The sequence below is a fragment of the Flavobacterium sp. UBA2787 genome (genome assembly GCA_002352205.1).
Taxonomy (GTDB): Bacteria; Bacteroidota; Bacteroidia; order Flavobacteriales; family Flavobacteriaceae; genus Flavobacterium.
The window spans coordinates 338,576-358,931 of sequence record DEHZ01000015.1 but is presented as its reverse complement, the minus strand read 5'-3'; the positions used below and the strand labels follow the sequence as shown (position 1 = coordinate 358,931).

Below are 20,356 nucleotides of genomic sequence, written 5' to 3'. Positions count from 1 at the left end.
GCTATGGAGGGATTTTTAGGGATTTGATTGTGCTGTTATTTTGTTTTTGGATCTTTTTTTTAACCGCAAAGGTCGCGAAGGAGGTCGCGGAGGGCACGGAGGACGCTTCGCTTTTTTTATTTCTCACGGTAGGCAAGGAAGACGCAGAAGGGACGCTTCGCTTGGTTTTTTTTTGGAACACGGACCTGCCTGCCGGCAGCAGGTTGAACGGATTTGCTTTGCAAAACGCGGATTTGAGCGGATTTTGATAGCTTCGCTATGGAGGGATTTTTAGGGATTTGATTGTGCTGTTATTTTGTTTTTGGATTTTTTTTTAACCGCGAAGGTCGCGAAGGAGGTCGCGGAGGGCACGGAGGACGCTTCGCTTTTTGTGTTTCTCACGGAAGGCACGGAAAACACAGAAGGGACGCTTCGCTTTTTTTGTCAATTTGTCAATTTGGTAATGTGTCAATTCGTCTATGTGGTGATTTATTGTTCTTCTTGTTTTGAGGTTTTTAGGGTTTGGAGGAGTTGGGTGGCGATTTGGTCGAGGAGTTGGAGGTCGGGTTCATCGATTGGGTGGGTTGGGTTGAAGGTGTTTTGGTGGTGGGTGATGAAGGTGAGCCACTTGAAGGATAGTTTTTGAAAAAGGAATTGCAGGTGTTGGTTGTTGGTGTGGGCTGCTTCGCAGAGTCGCCATAGGATGGCAAATGGGAGTTGGTTTGGGAAATAGCTCCAGTTTGCATAGACGATTACTTGGCAGGTACGGACGATGAAGCTTGTGTAGATTAAGCCCAGTCCTTCTTTGTTTTGGGTGCCATCGAGGGTGCGGATGTGTTGTAGGGTTTTGTATAACTTTTGGCATCCTTGGCTATAAAAATTCAAGTCGGGATAGTGAGCCGTGTATGGCACGTGCCAATGTAGTTGGGCTAGTGCATCGTTTTGTTGGTAGATGCTGTTTTCTTCGGTCATCGCGTTTTGGAAGAAGTGTTGACTTTCGTATAGGTTCTGTTGTATCCAACTGCGACTGTGGACTACGGGGATGATTTCGATGGTGTTTTGGGTTTGTTGTTTGATGGCCTCGTGCCAATTGCTTAGTTGGTGGTTGCTGATGCCTTCTGCTACGATGAGCCAAAAGCGTATGGAGCAAATGGTTTGGTTTTGTTGTTGTTCTACTCGCTTGTATTCGTAGATGGCTTCTATGTTGGGATGGGTGGTTATGAATTCTAGGACTTTGGGGTGATCGTAAATGGATTTTGCCGAAACAGGATGCGGGGTTTTGGATTTGTCTTTTCGTTCTTTTTTTAGTTGGTTTAGCAGGTTTTTGTTGATTTTGCCCAAAAGGGTTTCGTTGGCTTGGATGGCGGCTACGAAATGGTCTTCGAGCATGCAGAGGTCGTCTATGGTTTTTGCCATGATGAGTGTTTCCAGCAGATAGAATTTGGTGGGTGATTTTTTGACAAATGCTCTTTGTATTTCTTTGTTATAGCTTGCCACGCGAAGTACCCGTTGGTGTAGGTCTTCTGTTTGGTAGGACGTGCCAAAAAGTAGTTCTTCGAGGAAAGTTAGGTGCAGTTCGTAGAGGGAGTTGTAGAGGTTGAAGACAGTCACTAAGCCTTCTTCTACGTCTGTTTTGTTAATTTCTGCCCGAAGGAACTTTTGTTTTAGCCTATAGTTTTTGGTTCTGTTTTTGCTTCTCTTTTTTGCTTTAGCGAAGGGTATTGCTTGGTATTGGCTTGTTGCTGCTCTGTAGATTTCTTTTTCGGGGCAGGTATGGTGGTGTAGGAACAACGTAGCCTTTTTGCCGTTTGACACCCTTTTATCGATGTTACTGATAAGAAATGTGACTCCGTGGTTTTGGAAGGCTTTTTTGACCCATTTTTGGGTACGCCATTCCACGGCATTGGCCTCGCTGTTTAGAAGTACCACTATGCAAGGGTGATTACTTCCTATTATTGTGCTCACAAACATGGCCTCGACGGCTTGTTGTTTGGATAAAAAGTGTAGTTGCTCTACGACCGGTTGTGGTAGCGAAGCGGATTTTGATGTGTCTAGTTTTGTGTTCATGGTTTTGAATTTTGTGGCTAAGTTATGGAGGGTGAGTGCGGTAGGGAACTATGGAGGGTTGTATTGTACTATTTGGGGTTGGTAACGTACGGGTTGGGGGATTTGTTTCTCGCAAAGTCGCGGAGACGCAAAGAGGACGCTTTGCTTGGTTTTGGAACGCGGATTTGACGGATTTGCAATGCAAAACGCTGGTTTGTACGGGTTTTGATCGCTTCGCTTTTTGTTTCTCTCGGAAGGCACAGAAGGGACGCTTCGCTTGGTTTTTTTTAACCGCAAAGGTCGCAAAGGAGGTCGCAGAGGGCACTAAGGATGCTTCGCTTTTTTTTCTCACGGAAGGCAATGAAGGGACGCTTCGCTTGGTTTTTTTAACCGCAAAGGTCGCGATTAATAAAAATGCATCGTGATAAAAGCCATCAAAATGCCGTGTAGCAAAGCTTTCAAATCCACGAAAACCACTTCCATTTGTTCGATTCTTGTAACTTAAAAAGAAAAGCGTCTTTTCCATTATTTGTGTGAGAAACTAATTCAAGTGAGGCAAAAAAAACGAGGTCATTCAACACCTTAAGAAAGCTAAAAAGACGATAAGAAATGTGTTTTTAATGTAAATGACCCTAAGTTGAATATATTCTATAAAAAAACTAAAGTGCTTTTCATCTCGTTTCAAAACAAATAAGAGAAAGAAAGTAGTAATTTTTCGATACATGTGTTTTGATGTATCAAAGCGTAGAAAAATGAAGAAGCCATTTAAAAAATGGCTTCTTACAAATTCCTCAATATGTTTCGGTTCTGGTACTGAATTAATCAGCGATGATTACTTTTTGACTTTGCAAAACGTTTTCATCGTTAATGAATTTTAGAATATAGATTCCCGGTTTACTACTGCTTACATCCAGACTAATGGATTCCTGAGTAGATGGTATGGTATACTTTTGTTCCACATTACCATATAGATTATAAAGTATTACTTCTGACGTAGATTTACTATCTCGTACACCTTCGTTTAGTTCTATATGAAGCGTATTTTTCGCAGGGTTAGGACTTACTCTAAAAAAATCTCCGGTACCACAAACGCCAAGTGGACTCCAGTTTCTAGTATCAATATCAGAACAAGTTACACCGGATGAATTAGAAACCACAACTGTTACTTTTACTTGCATTACTTTATTAACACAAAGTACCGGTATAACAATTTGTGGATAACCTGTTGCTGGATTAACACTTCCTGCATAGGCTAAAATTGTTCCATTGGCATAGGTAACTTCAAAAGTGCTACTTGTTATATTCCATCCCGGATTCACTTGCGTTACGGCATAAAACGCTACATTATTTTGACCCAATGCGTTTACTTCTTGAATAGAGGTAATGGAAACGCCACACGGTGAGCCGCATTGAATTGTAATTGATCTAGAAAAGTCATCGGTACAACATTCACCATTTGTACTGTTGAAACCTATTATTGTTAGTGTTGCGGTATAGGTGCCATTGTTTGTGTACGAATGTGTTGGATTTTGAGCCGTTGAAGAAGTGCCATCTCCAAAATTCCAGTAATAGCCTACTATGGAGGTGTCTGAATTTGAAGATGAACTTGGATTGAATTGTATTGTATTGCAATTAATAAGTTGCGTTCGGAAATTTGATGTTACACTACAAGAGGTGGATCGCTCCGTTTCTTGTGCAATTCCATTTAAAGATGTAAATGAGGTCGCCAAAATAAATAATAAAAGTAATTTTTTCATGATTTTGAGAATTAATTGATTAATAAACTATTTAAGTCAATATTGAGGAACAACACGATTTTTTAAAAATTACTATTTTTTAGTCCTTACTTGTATGAAGTACTACAAAACTAGTAGCCAATTTAGGAAGTATTTAACATGGTTAATTGCACATTTTGTGCCTATTTTGTTAAATGTTCCCCTCTAAACAGTTGATTACAATATGAATAGCTATCTGGCAGACCTCAGCGATTAAAAAGTTGCGTAACTATCCACATCCGTGCAAACCCGCGTTTTGCTTTCGCTAATCCATTGGACCTGCCGGCAGGCAGGCAGGTTCGTGTTCCATTAAAAAAGGCGAAACGTCCTTTGTGCCCCCTCGCGGTTAAAAAAATAAGCGAAGGGTTAAAAAGCCTACCCTCTCTGGTATAATACCAACCACTTTTGTTTTTTACCACTCATTTTTTCCTTTTTGGCCATGGACGATTGCAAACATTTTTATATATTTGGCTTATGAATACAACAGCCAAACCCAAACACATCGGGCGGAACATTAGCCGCATTCGTGAACTTAGAGGTATGAAGCAAGAAGCTTTGGCCTTTGCTATTGGTGTGAGCCAACAGACGATTTCGAATATTGAGAATAGTGAAAGTATTGAGGATGATAAATTGGTAGAAATTGCGAAAGCTTTGGATGTAAACACCGAAGTATTAAAGAATTTTTCAGAAGAAGCTGTTTTTAATATTATTGGTAACACTGTTCATAATCATGATAATGGAGCCTTATTTAATTATCAACCCACATTTAATCCAATAGAGAAATTAATAGAAGTCTTTGAAGAAAATAAAGAACTTTATAAAGCTTTACTTCAAGCAGAAAAGGACAAAGTTGCTTATTTAGAGAAGCTCCTCAACAAATAGTCTTCATATTATTAAAAATACCCACTAATGCATTTCTTAATTAAATGCATTTTTTGTTGTATATTGTCTTATAACTTTAGAAATTATTCGATGAAGAAGTACTTTTTGTAAAAAGTATATGGTTTTTGTATATCTTAGTGTTTCCAAAAACGATGTTTGTCGATTGGCAACATGCCCCCTATTTAATTTTTTTTGCAGTTTACGGGAATCCGTAAAGTAGTTTGGTTGGAATAGTTTTGTTTTGTTATGAAAAAAATTCAAAGGTTTTTTCTTTATAAAGTGGAACAATGTAATTGAATAATAAAGTAATGAGATTTAAAATGAATATTTTGATGTAAGGAAGTTATTAAGTAGCGACAATATATAAGTTCGTGGCAAACTTAAAAAACGACACGGCTCAAAAATTAACAATAAAATATAAAAATGGATAGACAATTAAAATGTTTCCTATCAGCTTCATACGACACAGACCTCTCTTTAGTAAGGTCTGTTTTAGCAGAAAACAATGTTGAGGCTTTCGACTTATACGACTTTTCAATAGGAAGTTCAATTCAAGACATTTTGAAAAGGAAGTTAAGACAATCAGATTTTGCTGTTTTTGTAGTTTCGAAAGAGAGTAAGAATGTTTTATATGAAATAGGGGTTTGCGAAGGACTAGGTAAGCCATCTTTAATCATTATTGACAAAGAAGCTAATCTTCCATTTTATATTGACAATAAACTCTCATTAACCGCTAACCTAAGCGACAGAGAATTTTTGAAAATGACTTTATTAGGTTTTCTTGATGAAATCAGAGCAAAAAGAAAACCAACTAAACGAGTAACAAGACAATCTGAAAAGCAAGTTGAGAATTATGATAATGATATTAAGGAAGTCTTAAGATCTTTGCTTGACCAAACAAAGAGAATAAGGGAGAATGGGCAAGGGAGAGAATTGGAGTATGTCATAGAAGAAATATTCAAGACCATCCACTTAAAATATGCTGACAACAGCAGGGGGCCAGATTTAGGTATTGACTTTGCTCTTTGGAATGATAAACTCGGAAGAATAATTGGCAATCCTATTATTGTAGAAGCAAAGTTTGGAAGACTTAGTGATGAAACTTTTAAAAAAGCAGAGTTTCAAATAAAAAGATACGCAGAAAGTTCTGACGCAAGAGTTGCATTACTACTTTATTTAGACAAAACGGGAAAAAGACACAAATTAAAATCTTCCCTAAACCCATTAATAATCGCATATGATGTTGAAGATTTCATAAATGCTTTACTTGAAAGCAGTTTTGAAAGTGTAATCCTTACTAGTAGAAATAAAATAGCACACGGACACTAGTTATGGCAAAGTATTCAAATGTACATATAAGAAAACTGTTAAATGATTCGGATACTGCTCCAACCGTGGATGCCAAAGGCGATATTCTTGAGCAACTTACAGTTTATCTTTTTGACAAAGTTCCAGGAGTTCGTTTTCATAAAAAAAATGTTTTTGACGGCGTTCGAGCACACGAACTAGATGTAGTTTTTAAAAATGATAAGCGTATTTCTGACTTATACTTTCTTGATTTTGTTATTATAGCAGAATGTAAGAATACAGCAAATAGATTGGGTAGTGGAGGTGTCCGGTGGTTTATTGACAAATTAAGGGATTGCGGAGTTTCTACTGGCATATTAATCTCTTTGAGTGGTATTACTGGAGTTGCAGACGGTGTAAGTAATGCCCATAGTGAAGTAATAAATGCGGTAATTAGGGACAAAGTTTCTGTGCTTTTATTATCAAGAACCGAAATTGAAGACCTGAAAAATACAGATGAATTAGTAAATTTATTGCAAGACAAAATTTTATCACTAACAATTGAACGAACAGTATTATAGGGCAAGAAAGCCAGCCATCAATAGCACCTACAAAAAGTGGGGGTTCAGTGGTTAAATCAAGCTTAGTGCTTCTATCAAAGTTTCTGCATGGTTGACAATCATGTAGAAACGTTGGTAACAATATTACTCAAAAATCTAAAATTATGTATCAAGATAAACTAAAAGAGATTAAACAAAAGTTAGATAAAGGAGAAAAAGTTGAACCAATAAGTGTTCGAAATTTTCTTCATTGGTTTTGGGGTTCACAGAGAAGGGGCTGGTGGGTCGTAACAGTTATTAGAAATAATTTAAAAAAAAATGGATTAGAAACTTTACCTGATTTTAACAGTGTATATATTGACTCATTAATCGAATTCAGAAAAGTTACTCCCGAAAAAAAACATGATAACAATAATGACACTAATGAACCTGAAAATATTGCTGAAAAATCAACTGATGAAGTAATGAATTTTGATGATCCGACATATAGAATTTCGAGATTAGAAGCAGCAAATAAGGAGCTAATTTTTGTAAAACCCGATAGCGAACTTTCAGAAGCAATTACTTTAATGATGACACATGATTTCTCTCAACTCCCAGTAATGCAACAGCAAAAGAGAGGGCTTAAAGGTGTAATTAGTTGGAGATCTATTGGTCAAAAATTAGCAGTAAAAAAAAACTCTATAATTGTACGAGAATTAATGGAACCTAATTTCCAGTTAATTTCAGAAGAAACATCTTTATTTAAAGCTCTACCAGTTATCATAGAGCATGATTATATTTTAGTAAAAAACAAAGCAGATGAAATCTGTGGAATTGTAACAGCAAGTGATTTAAGTTTACAATTTAAACAATTGACAGAGCCATTTTTATTAGTTGCCGAAATTGAAAATCATGTAAGACAGATTCTAGCATCATTAAATAAAGTGGAACTTGAAAATGGCAAAGACTCAAAAGATGAAAACAGAAAAATTGAAACGGTTGCAGATTTAACATTTGGCGAGTATCAAAGAATATGTCAAGTTCCAGAAATTTGGATAAAATTAAATCTTTCAATCGATAGAAAAATATTTTGTTCTGAATTAGATAAAATAAGAATTATAAGAAATAATATTATGCATTTTGACCCAGATGGTCTAGAAACTGAAAGTACTGAAACATTAAGAAATTTTGTTAGACTACTACAGACGTTAAGAAATTTAAAAGTGTTCTAGAACAAGGATTCGACCTGAGCTCTACAAAGCATTCACGCACAATATTAGTTCACCGGATCCACGAAGGCTCTTTAATAGCAAGTTGTTCTGCGATGGACCCTGCTGCCCGAATTCTACTTAGTGCCACGCAACTCTTCGTCTCCCGACCACATGTTGAATGACTCTTCAATTATTGGGTTACGCTCCTTAAAACAGAAATAACTTCATCACCAAATTTTCCCATTAACCTAAATTCAACTAATAATTGTCGATTGAATGCGACAATTACTTCTCTTGGCATACCATAAACCGCTCTGCTTAAAATTCCATGTGCAAATAAATTTTTCTTTTCTAAAGTAAGAACTTGCATAATATATAATTCCTTCAAAAACTTACTGAGCATGATTATAATTTGTGGATTTCCATGAATTGTATATTGTAAATTTTCGAGACAAGCATTGTAATAATTTTGACCGTTACTTAAGTATTGATAAAACTCATTTTTCAATGTCTCCAAAGAGATATTTATTCCAATATAATTTGATTTTAATAAAAATCTATAAAACTCAATATCGCATTTTTCAGGATAGAAAGCATTCAAATATTTTTCCGGGTTAACGATATTACCAAATGTACTCCCACGTCGGGAGAACAAAAATAATGTCGTATCACTAGTTATAAGTTTAAAGTTTTCCCGATCAGATATGCAAATGTTGTCAACTAGTAACTTCATCATATCATCAAGCCGTTGCTCGTTGTCAAACTTTGGAAGCAAATTTAATTTTTCGGGAACTAAATCTATATCACAGTTCCTCTCTATCCAATCAAGTAATGATTGTAAGAACTCGATCCGTTTCTGATTGTAATCTTCTGGCGTGTCATACTTTCGAATAAACTGCGTGGTAATTTGTAAAGTCATCGGAGATGATGGTGAGTTTACTAATTCAACTATCTCTCGATCAATTTCGTTTTTAATTAGGTATGAAATCGAATAGCGGTGGATAAACTCGAAGCTAAACTCCTTTTCTAAAAAGAAAAATAAAAGTAAAGTACTGAAATCTAAACCATATACTGTGACTTGTTCAGATGTTATTTTTTTTGTTAAAAGCGAAGGGATAGTGGTGAATCTATTCCCTAAAACACCTGTTAGATGAAGATAGGCATTTATATAGTTTTCTCGAAAAACAGAACGAGATATTTCGGAGAATCCAATTCGATAGTTGAAATAATCCTCCATTGCAACATCCTTTATTTCCTTCTCTTTTGTGCCTAATCCTCCAAATTGAGATTTTAGGAAAGCTTCAAAATCTTCTGGATTGGTTGGCATTTGTACAGACTCAAAACCTAGTTCGTTTATAGGATTATTAGCTTCTTCTTGAATCATTCGGAATAAATGCCAAGCGTCATTGAGGATCTCTACTATCGTTATAGAAATCATCTTCCCAGAAAGACCTGTAACAGTTGTAAAAATTTCTCCAGACTTTTTGCCAATAAACTCCTTTTGAAGACCTGTATCGCGTTCGATCTTTAAGTATTCCTTTTTATCACCAACAAGATAAGTAACCCAATGGCCAATTTCTACTTTCTCATACCTTACAAAGAATTGCTTTTCTTTTAAAACCAATGAACTCGCAAAATAGTTTTTTCTAGCAACTATGTTATTTGGATTTGAAGCCAGTGCGTATAGAATCTTGAATCCTTTTTCTACGTCCACCTTAGTACGCATAAGTACAACACTTAGTGTAACTCCAAACCGTTCATTTTCGATATCCCAAGTTATATTGTCGGAAACCTCTTTAATCTTTTCAAAATTTTTGCGGCGTTCCAATACATTAAGATAAATAAGAATGTACTGTTCATTATACGGAAAGTTACTGTATAAATATGCATCAATTTCTTCGATTGTCGCTAAGTCGTTGATTTCTGTATATAGATTATGTTCAAACTGTAAGAGAGTTTCGTCAGGGTATTTGGAATATAGTCGCCAAAATTTTAATAGTTCTAACAGTTCATTATATCTACCTTTTTCTTGATCATTTTTGTCGGTTAGTTGCTGATGTAAAAGTATTATGAAAAACCTTAGAGTTTCGTTAATTTGTGTCTTATCCACATAATTTTCTAAATGGATAATTGCTTCTTTTCTTTTGCCAATCGTGTTTAAATTTTCGGCGATTAGATTACGCCAGTTGACATCAAAACCCTGAAATTGTTGTAAGTTTGCTAACTCGCCGTAAATTTCTTCAGTATCGAAGTTTTTCACATATCGGACTTTAATTGTAATCTCTAAAAGTGATTTTAATTGTTCGCTTTTGAACAGTTTTTGCTTTATTCTTTCAAGCTGCGAATCCAAAACGCTTTCATCAACTTTCTTATACAAAATGTTAAGAAAGGCATTAATGATATTAAACCCATTTCTTTCATCAATAACATCAATGGAATTGAGATAATCAGAAAAAATGTCTATTACTTCTGAGCCACGTCCCGTTAGATGATAAAGTGCGGATTTAAAAAGATAGACTTCACTTTGCATTTCACCACCATTTGTTTCGTAAACCAAAACTTGTTTTAAAGATTCTTCATACTCTTTACTATGGTTTAATATTTGACAATAGCTAAAAACATAGAACCAAAATTTCTGATCTAATTTAGGAAATATGGATTTTAATGACTTTAGATAATCTCCATCGTTTGTAAGCAGATAACCGAAATATGCTAAAAAAAATTGCTGATGGAGAATCGAATCGCCAATTTCGGTATTTTCCAATTTTGTGACATAAACTGATAATAAATCAAATACAATTTTCACAGTTGGATTATCTTCAAGGATAAAGTTGTTACCATTTATATATCTCAAAGGATAATCGTTAAACACTTTGTTAATGGCTAAGTCGGTCGCAACTCGCCAAGCTTCAAGTGCATTAAATGTTACTTCTTTATATCGTGGAAAATCTATGTCCAGTGTTAAGTGATACTCTGCTAAATCTTCAAATAATTTTAGATTTCCAGTCAATACAATATGATGTATTAAACTTAATCGAAAGTTATATTCTTCAATTATTACTTTTGGGATAGTCAATATAAATAATTTCAAATCTGTAGCAGTTACTGCTTTTACATACCACGCTGACACGTTATATTCATCGGTCAATAATATTTCGTCAGCAAACTCAACTGCCCTTTCGACCTCCCGTAAGTTCAGGTATTCTACACAGGCACGATCTCGAATCTTGATATCAGATTTAAAATAATTGTAGGCAGTAATAAAGTCTTTTGCGGCATTTTCTGTTTTTGACTCAGGAAGTTCGCGTTTGCAAACACCTTTAAGAAAATTAATCTTTCCTAAAATTTTATTTTTGTCGTCGATTTCAATTTCTTGGACACGGTTTTCCAGTTCAATTAACAATGTCAATGCAGTCTTAACTTTGAATTGGTTTGTCAAAGTTTCAATATTCTTCAATTGCTCTCGATATTCTATTAGTAGTTGTCCTAATCCTTCGAAAACATTATTTACATAAGTATTTCCAAGATTAACGTTGCCACCATTAGAATCTATATTTCCAAAATTTGTGTTACTTATTTCCATAATTGTCGCCCAATTGTATATTCCCACCACCGCTGTTTATATTGCCGGTATTAATATTCTTGCTATTTGTAATATTTATATTGATATTCAACAGCTTATCATAAATTTCCTGAAGGTATTTTTCAGAATCAGGATTATCTTCAATATCTCTTTCAATTATAGCCTTTACTGCGTTCAGACGAGCTATGCTTTCTGGTTTTTCTTGAAGTTCTACCAGTTCTGTTTTTACAGATTCGTCTTTAGTAAATAGATTTTTAACCCAATTGACTGCATTTTTTGAAATTTCACCAACGGTGGTATCAAAAGCTTTTTCCAAACCTTTTTCTGCTAAATGCTTGCCTAGTAAAATGATTGCTGTTGTAGTTACAGGTTCCATGTTTATTATTAGTGTTAATTATTTTTAATTTATTTAATCAAAATTGCTAATTAGGATTTTTGCGACCCCTTCGATGTATTTATTTTTTAAAGCTTTTCTCAGTTCGTACTTTAATTTTTCACTCTTTTTAAACGCTTTAAAATAAGATTCTGTCTTGTAATATAAAATCCAATATGAATTAAATTTGGAATAATCAAACCCATCAATGTCCATAATCCAATCGTAGTAGTTTTTATCAATCGCCCTATTAGAAAGTGCCTTAATTTCAGGTGTAAACGCTAGATCAAACTTGAACATGAGATTTAGAACTTTATCCAAGTGATAATTTTTCCGTTCTTTGCGTCCGCTCATAAATTCGTGTCCAGTTTTTTTGAATGTGTAATCTGGGGTTAGTTCTACAAATTGTTTTAAGAAATCCGGATTGAAATCAAGAACATCTAAAATGCTATACAGATAAAATAGTTCGCTGTCAAAGTCATCATTTAATTTCGAGGTTAGAGAGTCTTTGAGTTTGGTCTTTGTTTCGACAGTCAACAAGTTGAAGAGAAATGGTAAATCGGAAAATTTATTTCTATCAATAAAGTCATCAATAGAAAACTCATCAATTTCTAGTAACTGTTTTAAAGCCATTTCCCGTTGGTATGGTTCTTCAAAGTTTTCACATATTAACTTAATTGAATCAGGAAAAATGTCATGATGAAATTGTTCATATTTTTTTATCAAAATAATAATCCGCTCAAGATTCTCACAACTGACATTGTCATTGTAATGCACATAGTAGTCTAAGTAATCAAATGCAGTAAAATACCACTCTCCTAATACGTCAACAAGAATTAAGTATTTTCCCAATAAATTATTTTTTTGTTCTTGAGTTAAGTTTATTACGGCTAGAATTAGGAGATAGTTTTGCAAAAGCTTCCGTATTTTGTCATTATGGGTGTAATTCTCCTTTTTGAAATTTTCATAAATTATACTTGAAGAATTAATTAGATTACTAATATATTCATTCAATATGTCGTATTCGATATCACTGAACTCCAAGTCGAGAACTTTTATATCGTACCTTCTTAATAAATGTTTTATATGACTTGGTTCAGCATGGAAAAGCCACATATTGATTATTGTATATCCAAAATGTTCATATTTTGAAGAAGCTGGATTATTAATTGCGTAAAGTGCTAATATGCCTTCAAGCATTTTATTTGCAAGCACCTCGAATTCACGATACTCATTGTAAATAAGATGATTATATTCAACAAAATTGTAAGAGCGTAAAAATTCAATAATTAAGTTTCGAGCATAACTATTTGTTGAGCTACCTCCAAATTGATCGCTGTACCATTGTTTTCTTATATCAGTTAATTTATTGTCTATATCTAAAATAGTATTATTGACAAATCTATTTTCGCTTATTTGTTTAAAAATATCTATATAATGCTCTGGCATTAGAATTTCATCAAGTGCAAAAGTTTCATTTTTTAATTCTCTCAAGATTTCATTACGTGATTCTCCAAAATACTGCCAATCAACCATTCTTTTTAATTGAAGTAAATTATATTTTGCGACAATGTAAATTCCTGGCGTTTTTCCTATACTAACTTGATCAATTATCTTTTTATGTTCTTTATATGAATTCTCCATATCTGCCATTAGATAAAAAGTGTATGCCTTTCTTAATCTAAATTCATTTTCTATTAATTCTTCGTCGCTTTTAAGTAGTTCTACTGCTCTTGGAAAATTTAACTTGCTGTACGAACATCTTTCACAGTCACATCCTTTCGACACAAACAAATTGTGTACACAGATTTTTTCACTTTTGAGGTTCGATTTTCCTTTCCAAGTTACATGTGTAATCCAGTTAACTCTTAGGAAACTAATAATATGACGAACTTTTTTCTGAAATTCATCTACGCCAGCATATTCGACATTCTTATTTTTTAGAAGAAAAATATTATCGTCAACAATTAGGTTGTCAAGAAAATCGTAAAATTTCTCATTGTCTGTAGACAGTGTTTCTCCATATAAACTTCCTTCCGAGCCAGTAAATACTTTCAGTTTATTTATTATCGATTGCGGAAAAACATTTATCCCTGCAAATATTTCAGTTAATCTAATTAAACCATCAATTATATTTAGATTGGATATTTCATCATTAACTTTGCTGTAATTCGCCTTTAAATTAATTTGTTCTTTCTTTTTATGTAGCTGTGCTTTTTGGGATTCTCCTATATCAGTTAAAAGCCTTTCAAAATTATCTTCGTTTAGAATATTTTCAGCCGGAATTTTTATTTGTAATGTTTTCCTTTTGGAATTTACTTGATCAACGATTCTATTTTTTAACGTTGTATCCAATTGCACAGCATACCAGTAAACATCTTCAGTTTTAATATCACAAACAATAAATATCAGTGGTTCGGACAGTTCGAAATAAAAATAATTTGCATGACGAAGCGACATAGTGAACGAGAAATAATTTTCCGTCTTCAGTATTTTTGGGCTTTTATCCATTCCTTTACACTGAAGAAGAAAAAGCATTTCTCGTTTATTTTTTTTATCTCGATTCAAAACCTCAATATAGAAATCAGTACCCCAGTCTTGGCTCGCTGAAGTAGAATTTTCTCCAAGTTCTAGATTCTTTGTCAAAAACAGATTTCTTAATTTTTTCGTAATTATGCCATTTGCATCTTTCTCAATATGCTTATTACTTGGTTTATTCTTTACTTTAACGGGCATGATTGAATATTATCTAATGATTGTGCTGTAAAGTTAAATTATTATTATGTTTTTCAGATATTTAAATTATGATTACTTTTTTGTGGATAATATAGATATAACCTAGCTCTTCGAAGTCATGACTTCGAAGCAAATTAGCATTACTTTTTCAACAAGTGATTTTTCAAAAATCAAAACTAACTAGTTTTAAATTAAAGGGAAAAAGGATTTGTTTAACCTCACCCCCGACCCCTCTCCAAAGGAGAGGGGAGACGAGATGGGAACTGGACGTTGATAATGTGTCGATTGGGTAATGTGTCAATGAGTCAATTGGGTGATGTGTGGGATGCTTCGTGCCTCAGCATGACAAGATTGGGGGTTGGATTGTGGTGATGGGGGAATGTGTCAATTGGGCAATTTGTCAATGTGTCAATTGGGTGATGTGTCAATTGGGCGATGTGTCGATGTGTGGGATGCTTCGTGCCTCAGCATGACACGATTGGGTGTTAGGTTGTGGTAATGGGGGAAATGGAACAATTTGTAAATGGGGTTAGGTTTTCCGGTTGGTAAGACACTACCCTATTTATTTTGTGGTTTATGGGAATGTTAAATAAATTGGTTTTATATGGTTTGGAGGCCAATAAAAGTATACGATTAATTTATACCACCCGGAGGGATTCGTGGGGTAGCGGTGCAAATTTTAGAGCGACGCCCTACAACGAACACTCTTTGCAAATGCCAACCAAGACACAGTTCATTTGTTGGACAACATATTTTTCAGGAACAGTAAACTCCACGCGTGTTGGTAGGCACTCAATCGTTTCGCATTTTGTGCAACGAAAATGAAAATGGTTTTCGTTTGATGGCATCTCCTCACATTTTACACAGACAGCAAAATATTGTTTTCCGTCGTCCGCTACAATTTTGTGGACAATCTCATCTTCACAAAAACGATTTAAAATTCTGTAAATAGTAGCTCTGTCAGCATTAATATTCAATTGCTTTACAATAGCATCTTGACTCATTGCCCTTCTTTTGCCTGTTAAGACAGACAAGACAGCCTCTTGTGTTGCGGTATTTCTACGTTTGATCATAGTACAAAATTAAACAAAAAAATTAATGCGACAAGTTTGCGATAATTTATTGCGATAAAGTCGCATTAACAATAAAAATTTTTATCTTTGTCAAATCAAAAAGTATCAAAATGACTTCAAGAAGAAAATTTATACAAAAAAGTAGTTTGGCCATCACTGCCTTTGCTTTGCCACTTCCATTGACATCATTTATAAAAAATAACACAATGACAGACAACAAGAATTTTGACGTAATCATAATTGGTGGCAGTTACGCAGGTCTTTCTGCTGCCATGGCACTGGGACGTTCTTTGCGAAATGTTTTAATTATTGACAGTGGAAAACCTTGTAATAGTCAAACGCCACATTCACACAACTTTTTAACGCAAGACGGAAAAACACCACACGAAATTTCAAACCTCGCAAAAACTCAATTAGAAAAATATGAAACTCTTACCTTTTATAACGGTGTTGCTACAACTGGTGTGAAAACAGAAAATGGCTTTGAAATAACAACCAGTTCACAAGACAAATTCACAGCGAGAAAATTGATTTTTGCCACTGGCATTAAAGACACGATGCCTGATATCAAAGGGTTTGCAGCCTGTTGGGGAATTTCCATCATTCATTGCCCCTACTGTCACGGCTACGAACATCGTTATCAAAATACAGCCATTATAGCCAATGGACAAAAAGCGTTTCACTTGGCCTCAATGGTGAATAACCTCAGCGATAGGGTTACGATTTTAACTAACGGAAAAGCAGATTTTAATGCGGAACAATTAGAGAAACTCCACAAACACCACATACAAATTATTGAATCTAAAATTTCAGCAATTGAACATATAAATGGGCAATTAAAGCATATCATTTTCAGTGACGGGAAGAAAAAATCCTTTGCTGTTGCCTATGGAGCACTTCCCTTTACACAACATTCGGATATTCCAGTTTCATTGGGTTGTGCACTTACCGAACACGGCTATATCAGCATTGATGCTTTTCAGAAAACAACTGTGCCGCATATTTATGTTTGTGGCGACAACTCGAATATGATGCGTTCAGTGGCGAATGCTGTTTCAAGTGGAAGCATTGCAGGTGCAGTAGCCAATGGAGAATTAGTAAATGAACAATTTTAATTTTATGGTAGAAGTATTTATTACAGACATTCGAAACAAAAATCAAGCAGACAAAATTTTAAGCCTTATTCAAAACGAAAATGCTGCTTTGAAAATAAGTTTTGACTTGAATGAAACCGACTATCCTTTTCCTTGCGGACACACCATTTTGCGAATAGAAGCCGATGAAATTAAATCAGAAAACATTTTAGAAATTGTAACTAATTTGGGCTTTAGATGTGCCATTTTGGACGATGCCATCTGTATACAAAACGATACGCTATGACAGAATTTTGGGAAGAAGCTTTTAAAGACAAAGGAGAAATGTGGGGATTTGAGCCTGCAAAATCTACTGTATTGACAAACGATTTATTTGTATCGAAAGGAGTGAAAAACGTTCTAATTCCGGGAATTGGCTATGGACGGAATGCTCAACTTTTTATTGAAAATGGAATGAAAGTAACAGGTATTGAAATTTCAAGAACTGCAATCGCTTTAGCCCACCAACATTTTGGAAACGAGATCACAATTTATCATGGTTCTGTTACAGAAATGCCTTTTGACAAGGTTTTGTATGACGGGATTTATTGTTACGGACTAGTTTACTTGTTAGACGAGGATGAACGATTAAAACTAATCCAAGACTGTTACAGCCAACTTGCCGATAACGGCTTTATGGTCTTTACAGCAATCACAAAGCAAGCCACAACTTATGGACAAGGAACTTGCATAGGCAAAGACAGATTTGAAATGTTTGGTGGAGTGCAACTTTTCTTTTATGACATAGAAGCCATAACGGAAGAATTTGGAAATGTAGGACTTTTTGAAACCACAGAAGTGATCGAGAATTATCCTTTTTACTTGATAAAATGTAGAAAAGAAGGGGTTTGTGGTTCGGGGATGTGGGATGTGGTAATGGGTTAATGGGACGATGGGTTAATGGGGCGATGAGTCGATGTGTGGGGATGGTTCCTGCCTCAGCATGACAAGATTGGGGGTTGGATTGGGGTGATAATTATTTTTGTTCTGATTTTATCCTATTTTTTTGTGTAAACCTATTTTAGTACAAGCCACTTTTAAATGAAAGTAAAAAAGGATATATTTGGGTTTGGTTAATACGAGGTGAACTTTCGGTTATACAGCTAAAATGAGGTGTATATGCGGAGGTTTTTAGGGGTTGACAATAAGTTACCGCCACTATTACAAAGACTAAATAGGAAATGACTTTATAAGTCGCATATTAGTTTAAATGAAAAAAAGGTTGTTTAAAATTTCGACACTCCTACTACCATTGACAATGTTAGTTCTTACTAGTTGTCAATTTGCTAATTCAGAGACTTCAGAAATTGGCAGCATGGCTCCAACTTGTTTAGATAGTTTAGCTTGGAAGAAAATTTGTCAAGAATATTCTATTGATAGTATAAAAGAGCCAAAATTACTTTCCAATTTGGAAGATGTAAAAAATCATTTTATTAAACCTGCTTACATCCTTTATTTTAAAGAAGAACCAGAAGAGATAATAGGTTGCGACAGGTATTTTATTCGGGTGGTATATAATGAAAAAATAGCAGACCAAACCTTAACGGGTTTAGACCCTCTTCTGAGTAATAGTGAACAAAAAAGAATTAGAAATAGAGTTTTGAAAGAGATAATGAAATACCAATGTGAGGAAGGCAAGAAAGAAACTCTGATAGAAATGAGCAGGGATGTACCATTTGCAGAATCACACAAAGCTTATCCTTTAAAAAAGACACCTGAACTGACTCAACCAGAGGAATAGAAACTTGAAATTGGTAATGATAATTACCGGAGGTAAGAGCGGTTGCAAGAAATGGCGATGCATAGAATTTATTTGAAATTCGAAAGTTTTTTAATTTAAAATTTTGGTAATATTTGATAAGGCTTGGCCTTGGTTCATCGCCACTTCTTGAAGACACAAAAAGTTAATGTATATATTAACCGCAAAAAAACGAATTTAACAATGGAAAGAATATTTGCCATTTTATTACTATTTATTTCATCCACACTATTAGGACAAATTGATTCAAAAAAATATTATGATGAGTCAATAAAATTAACTGATTCAAAAGAGTATCAACAAGCATTAACATCAATTAATAGTGCTTTACTATCTGATAGTTTAAATAGATCTTACTTACTTCAAAAAATAAAAATTCTTTTTTTTATTAATAAGTGTAATGATGCAATGAACAATCTAGACCTAATAATTGAACATGTAGACGCGACTATACAAGATGATATTATGGCGAATTTTTGCGACATTAATGATTGTTTGGGAAAACAGGAAGAAGCTACAAGATTATTAGAAAAATACATAATTCACAAGCAGTTTCAAAGCAATGAAATGATACTTTATTTAGCCATTCGATTATGTAATAACAAAAAATATGATGAAGGTATATCTTATTATAAACAGTATATAAAATTAAAACCAGATGATATTTATGCAATTATAGATTTTTCAAGAATTATCTATGCTTATCAAGGAAGTGAAAATGGAATAAATGAAATTAAAAATAGTTTACAGAATAATCCCAACAATTTGGAATTATTAAATTGTCTAGTCGCATTTTACAACTACAATAAGGATAATGAAAAAGCAATCGAAGTGCAAAATCAAATTATACAATTAAATTATACCGTAGAAAATATTAAATTAAGGGCAGTTTTATTTTCTCAAATTGGTAAACAAGATAAAGAATACGAAGACTTAAATAGAATTATTGAAATAGATAAATGTAATATTGAATACTACTCAAAAATTTTGCAATATGAATTTGATAATAAAATGTATGAGAAAGTTGTTGAAAACAGTTTTAAAGTAATTGAATGTAATAAAGACTTTGAGCATTCAATTTTAGACGGTCTTTATACTTCTCTGTTTTTTTTAAATGAACCAATAAAAGGCGAACTATACCTAGACAAAAAAATTGCTCTGAATCCAACTACTTTTAACCCCTATTATTTAAAATCAACTATTTTATTAAAAAACAATCAACTTGAAAATGTGATGAAATATTTAGATTTATGTCTAAAAGCATCCGATTTAGAAAGTTCAAATCTAATTAATGTAAGTTTTCTTAAATTAAGCTACTATTTATTATCCGAAGATTATGAAGGATTTAAAAACTACTTTAATTCTGTTCAAGTTAAATCATTAGATACTAATTTAAATTTTACTTTTTCGGAAAGTGAAGAAAATAATAAGTCCGATTTCACGATTGATTTTGATAAAAATACAGGGATTATTAATTCAACATTAATAATCCCGACAAAAATTTTAAAATTATTAATGAGTACATATGGATTAAAAATAAAATAAAATTAACTAAATAAAATACATCCACTAACAGCCTTAACTGTTGCAAAACCCCCGTTATCTCCAAACTACTCGAAGTCTACTTAATGGTATGATGCTCTTTGATCCCGATCGTTATCGGGACACGACTTCGAATTAAATTATCATTCCATTTTTAGCAAGTGATTTTTGAAAAATCAAAACTAACTAGTTTTAAATTAAAGGGAAAAAGGATCTGATTTATCCTCCCCCCGGCCCCCTCCGAAGGAGGGGGAGACGAGATGGGAACTGGACGTTGGTAATGTGTCGATGGGGTGATGTGTCAATGAGTCAATTGGGCAATTGGGTGATGTGCCGATGTGTGGGATGCTTCGTGCCTCAGCATGACAAGATTGGGGGTTGGATTGGGGTGATAATAATTTTTGTTCTGATTTTATACTTTTTTTTTGTGTAAAC

Annotated in this window: 16 protein-coding genes; 9 read left to right on the top strand and 7 right to left on the bottom strand. The window is 34.1% G+C overall.

Going from position 1 to position 20,356, the window contains the following annotated elements; all coding sequences use genetic code 11:
• Window positions 1-468: 468 nt before the first annotated feature.
• The 3 genes from B4N66_RS14670 to B4N66_RS14660 all read right to left on the bottom strand — a co-directional run bounded on the left by B4N66_RS14670 (window position 469) and on the right by B4N66_RS14660 (window position 3,782).
• Window positions 469-2,046, bottom strand: coding sequence for a hypothetical protein (locus B4N66_RS14670; RefSeq protein ID WP_291095757.1), 1,578 nt, complete (start codon window positions 2,044-2,046; stop codon window positions 469-471).
• 22 nt (window positions 2,047-2,068) lie between these two features.
• Window positions 2,069-2,551 (bottom strand): hypothetical protein, encoded by a 483-nt coding sequence (locus tag B4N66_RS14665; protein WP_291095756.1) that lies wholly within the window; start codon window positions 2,549-2,551, stop codon window positions 2,069-2,071.
• Window positions 2,552-2,843: 292 nt separating this feature from the next.
• Complete coding sequence (locus B4N66_RS14660; protein ID WP_291095754.1) at window positions 2,844-3,782, bottom strand: PKD domain-containing protein; 939 nt, start codon at window positions 3,780-3,782, stop codon at window positions 2,844-2,846.
• Window positions 3,783-4,274: 492 nt separating this feature from the next.
• Between B4N66_RS14660 and B4N66_RS14655 the strand changes: the two genes are divergently transcribed.
• From B4N66_RS14655 to B4N66_RS14640, 4 genes are all read left to right on the top strand, one after another.
• Window positions 4,275-4,682: a helix-turn-helix domain-containing protein gene (locus tag B4N66_RS14655; RefSeq protein ID WP_291095752.1), complete on the top strand. Its 408-nt coding sequence runs from the start codon at window positions 4,275-4,277 to the stop codon at window positions 4,680-4,682.
• A 423-nt stretch (window positions 4,683-5,105) separates the two neighbouring features.
• A complete protein-coding gene (locus tag B4N66_RS14650; protein ID WP_291095750.1) occupies window positions 5,106-6,011 on the top strand; it encodes a hypothetical protein in 906 nt (301 codons plus the stop codon).
• A gap of 2 nt (window positions 6,012-6,013) precedes the next feature.
• A complete protein-coding gene (locus B4N66_RS14645; protein WP_291095748.1) occupies window positions 6,014-6,550 on the top strand; it encodes a hypothetical protein in 537 nt (178 codons plus the stop codon).
• Between the two features lie 143 nt (window positions 6,551-6,693).
• Window positions 6,694-7,743: a CBS domain-containing protein gene (locus tag B4N66_RS14640; RefSeq protein WP_291095746.1), complete on the top strand. Its 1,050-nt coding sequence runs from the start codon at window positions 6,694-6,696 to the stop codon at window positions 7,741-7,743.
• Window positions 7,744-7,912: 169 nt separating this feature from the next.
• On the opposite strand, the gene B4N66_RS14635 is transcribed toward B4N66_RS14640, so the two are convergent.
• The 4 genes from B4N66_RS14635 to B4N66_RS14620 form a co-directional block, all read right to left on the bottom strand.
• Window positions 7,913-11,305 carry a PIN domain-containing protein gene (locus B4N66_RS14635; RefSeq protein WP_291095745.1) on the bottom strand — a complete coding sequence of 1,131 codons (3,393 nt, stop codon included), beginning with the start codon at window positions 11,303-11,305 and terminating at the stop codon, window positions 7,913-7,915.
• Window positions 11,292-11,681, bottom strand: a complete 390-nt coding sequence (locus B4N66_RS14630; protein WP_291095744.1) for a hypothetical protein — start codon at window positions 11,679-11,681, stop codon at window positions 11,292-11,294. Before B4N66_RS14630 ends, B4N66_RS14635 begins: the two co-directional genes overlap by 14 nt.
• A 33-nt stretch (window positions 11,682-11,714) precedes the next feature.
• A complete protein-coding gene (locus B4N66_RS14625) occupies window positions 11,715-14,414 on the bottom strand; it encodes a DUF4365 domain-containing protein (RefSeq protein ID WP_291095742.1) in 2,700 nt (899 codons plus the stop codon).
• A gap of 692 nt (window positions 14,415-15,106) precedes the next feature.
• Window positions 15,107-15,487 carry a Fur family transcriptional regulator gene (locus tag B4N66_RS14620; RefSeq protein ID WP_324522712.1) on the bottom strand — a complete coding sequence of 127 codons (381 nt, stop codon included), beginning with the start codon at window positions 15,485-15,487 and terminating at the stop codon, window positions 15,107-15,109.
• Between the two features lie 206 nt (window positions 15,488-15,693).
• On the opposite strand from B4N66_RS14620, the gene B4N66_RS14615 reads away from it, so the two are divergent.
• The 5 genes from B4N66_RS14615 (at window position 15,694) to B4N66_RS14595 (ending at window position 19,924) form a co-directional block, all read left to right on the top strand.
• Window positions 15,694-16,602, top strand: coding sequence for an NAD(P)/FAD-dependent oxidoreductase (locus B4N66_RS14615; protein WP_291095927.1), 909 nt, complete (start codon window positions 15,694-15,696; stop codon window positions 16,600-16,602).
• Between the two features lie 4 nt (window positions 16,603-16,606).
• Window positions 16,607-16,867: a hypothetical protein gene (locus tag B4N66_RS14610; protein WP_291095740.1), complete on the top strand. Its 261-nt coding sequence runs from the start codon at window positions 16,607-16,609 to the stop codon at window positions 16,865-16,867.
• Window positions 16,864-17,505 carry a class I SAM-dependent methyltransferase gene (locus B4N66_RS14605; protein ID WP_291095738.1) on the top strand — a complete coding sequence of 214 codons (642 nt, stop codon included), beginning with the start codon at window positions 16,864-16,866 and terminating at the stop codon, window positions 17,503-17,505. Before B4N66_RS14610 ends, B4N66_RS14605 begins: the two co-directional genes overlap by 4 nt.
• Before the next feature lie 373 nt (window positions 17,506-17,878).
• A complete protein-coding gene (locus tag B4N66_RS14600) occupies window positions 17,879-18,361 on the top strand; it encodes a hypothetical protein (RefSeq protein ID WP_291095736.1) in 483 nt (160 codons plus the stop codon).
• A gap of 201 nt (window positions 18,362-18,562) precedes the next feature.
• Window positions 18,563-19,924, top strand: a complete 1,362-nt coding sequence (locus B4N66_RS14595) for a tetratricopeptide repeat protein (RefSeq protein WP_291095735.1) — start codon at window positions 18,563-18,565, stop codon at window positions 19,922-19,924.
• Window positions 19,925-20,356 lie beyond the last annotated feature (432 nt).

Bases quoted from the DNA above. Each gene is read 5' to 3' on its own strand.
- B4N66_RS14595 (WP_291095735.1), top strand. From the start codon at position 18,563: ATGGAAAGAATATTTGCCATTTTATTACTATTTATTTCATCCACACTA.
- B4N66_RS14605 (WP_291095738.1), top strand. From the start codon at position 16,864: ATGACAGAATTTTGGGAAGAAGCTTTTAAAGACAAAGGAGAAATGTGG.
- B4N66_RS14635 (WP_291095745.1), bottom strand. From the start codon at position 11,305: ATGGAAATAAGTAACACAAATTTTGGAAATATAGATTCTAATGGTGGC.
- B4N66_RS14620 (WP_324522712.1), bottom strand. From the start codon at position 15,487: ATGATCAAACGTAGAAATACCGCAACACAAGAGGCTGTCTTGTCTGTC.
- B4N66_RS14645 (WP_291095748.1), top strand. From the start codon at position 6,014: ATGGCAAAGTATTCAAATGTACATATAAGAAAACTGTTAAATGATTCG.
- B4N66_RS14660 (WP_291095754.1), bottom strand. From the start codon at position 3,782: ATGAAAAAATTACTTTTATTATTTATTTTGGCGACCTCATTTACATCT.
- B4N66_RS14665 (WP_291095756.1), bottom strand. From the start codon at position 2,551: ATGGAAAAGACGCTTTTCTTTTTAAGTTACAAGAATCGAACAAATGGA.
- B4N66_RS14600 (WP_291095736.1), top strand. From the start codon at position 17,879: ATGTTAGTTCTTACTAGTTGTCAATTTGCTAATTCAGAGACTTCAGAA.
- B4N66_RS14670 (WP_291095757.1), bottom strand. From the start codon at position 2,046: ATGAACACAAAACTAGACACATCAAAATCCGCTTCGCTACCACAACCG.
- B4N66_RS14630 (WP_291095744.1), bottom strand. From the start codon at position 11,681: ATGGAACCTGTAACTACAACAGCAATCATTTTACTAGGCAAGCATTTA.
- B4N66_RS14615 (WP_291095927.1), top strand. From the start codon at position 15,694: ATGACAGACAACAAGAATTTTGACGTAATCATAATTGGTGGCAGTTAC.
- B4N66_RS14640 (WP_291095746.1), top strand. From the start codon at position 6,694: ATGTATCAAGATAAACTAAAAGAGATTAAACAAAAGTTAGATAAAGGA.
- B4N66_RS14610 (WP_291095740.1), top strand. From the start codon at position 16,607: ATGGTAGAAGTATTTATTACAGACATTCGAAACAAAAATCAAGCAGAC.
- B4N66_RS14655 (WP_291095752.1), top strand. From the start codon at position 4,275: ATGAATACAACAGCCAAACCCAAACACATCGGGCGGAACATTAGCCGC.
- B4N66_RS14650 (WP_291095750.1), top strand. From the start codon at position 5,106: ATGGATAGACAATTAAAATGTTTCCTATCAGCTTCATACGACACAGAC.
- B4N66_RS14625 (WP_291095742.1), bottom strand. From the start codon at position 14,414: ATGCCCGTTAAAGTAAAGAATAAACCAAGTAATAAGCATATTGAGAAA.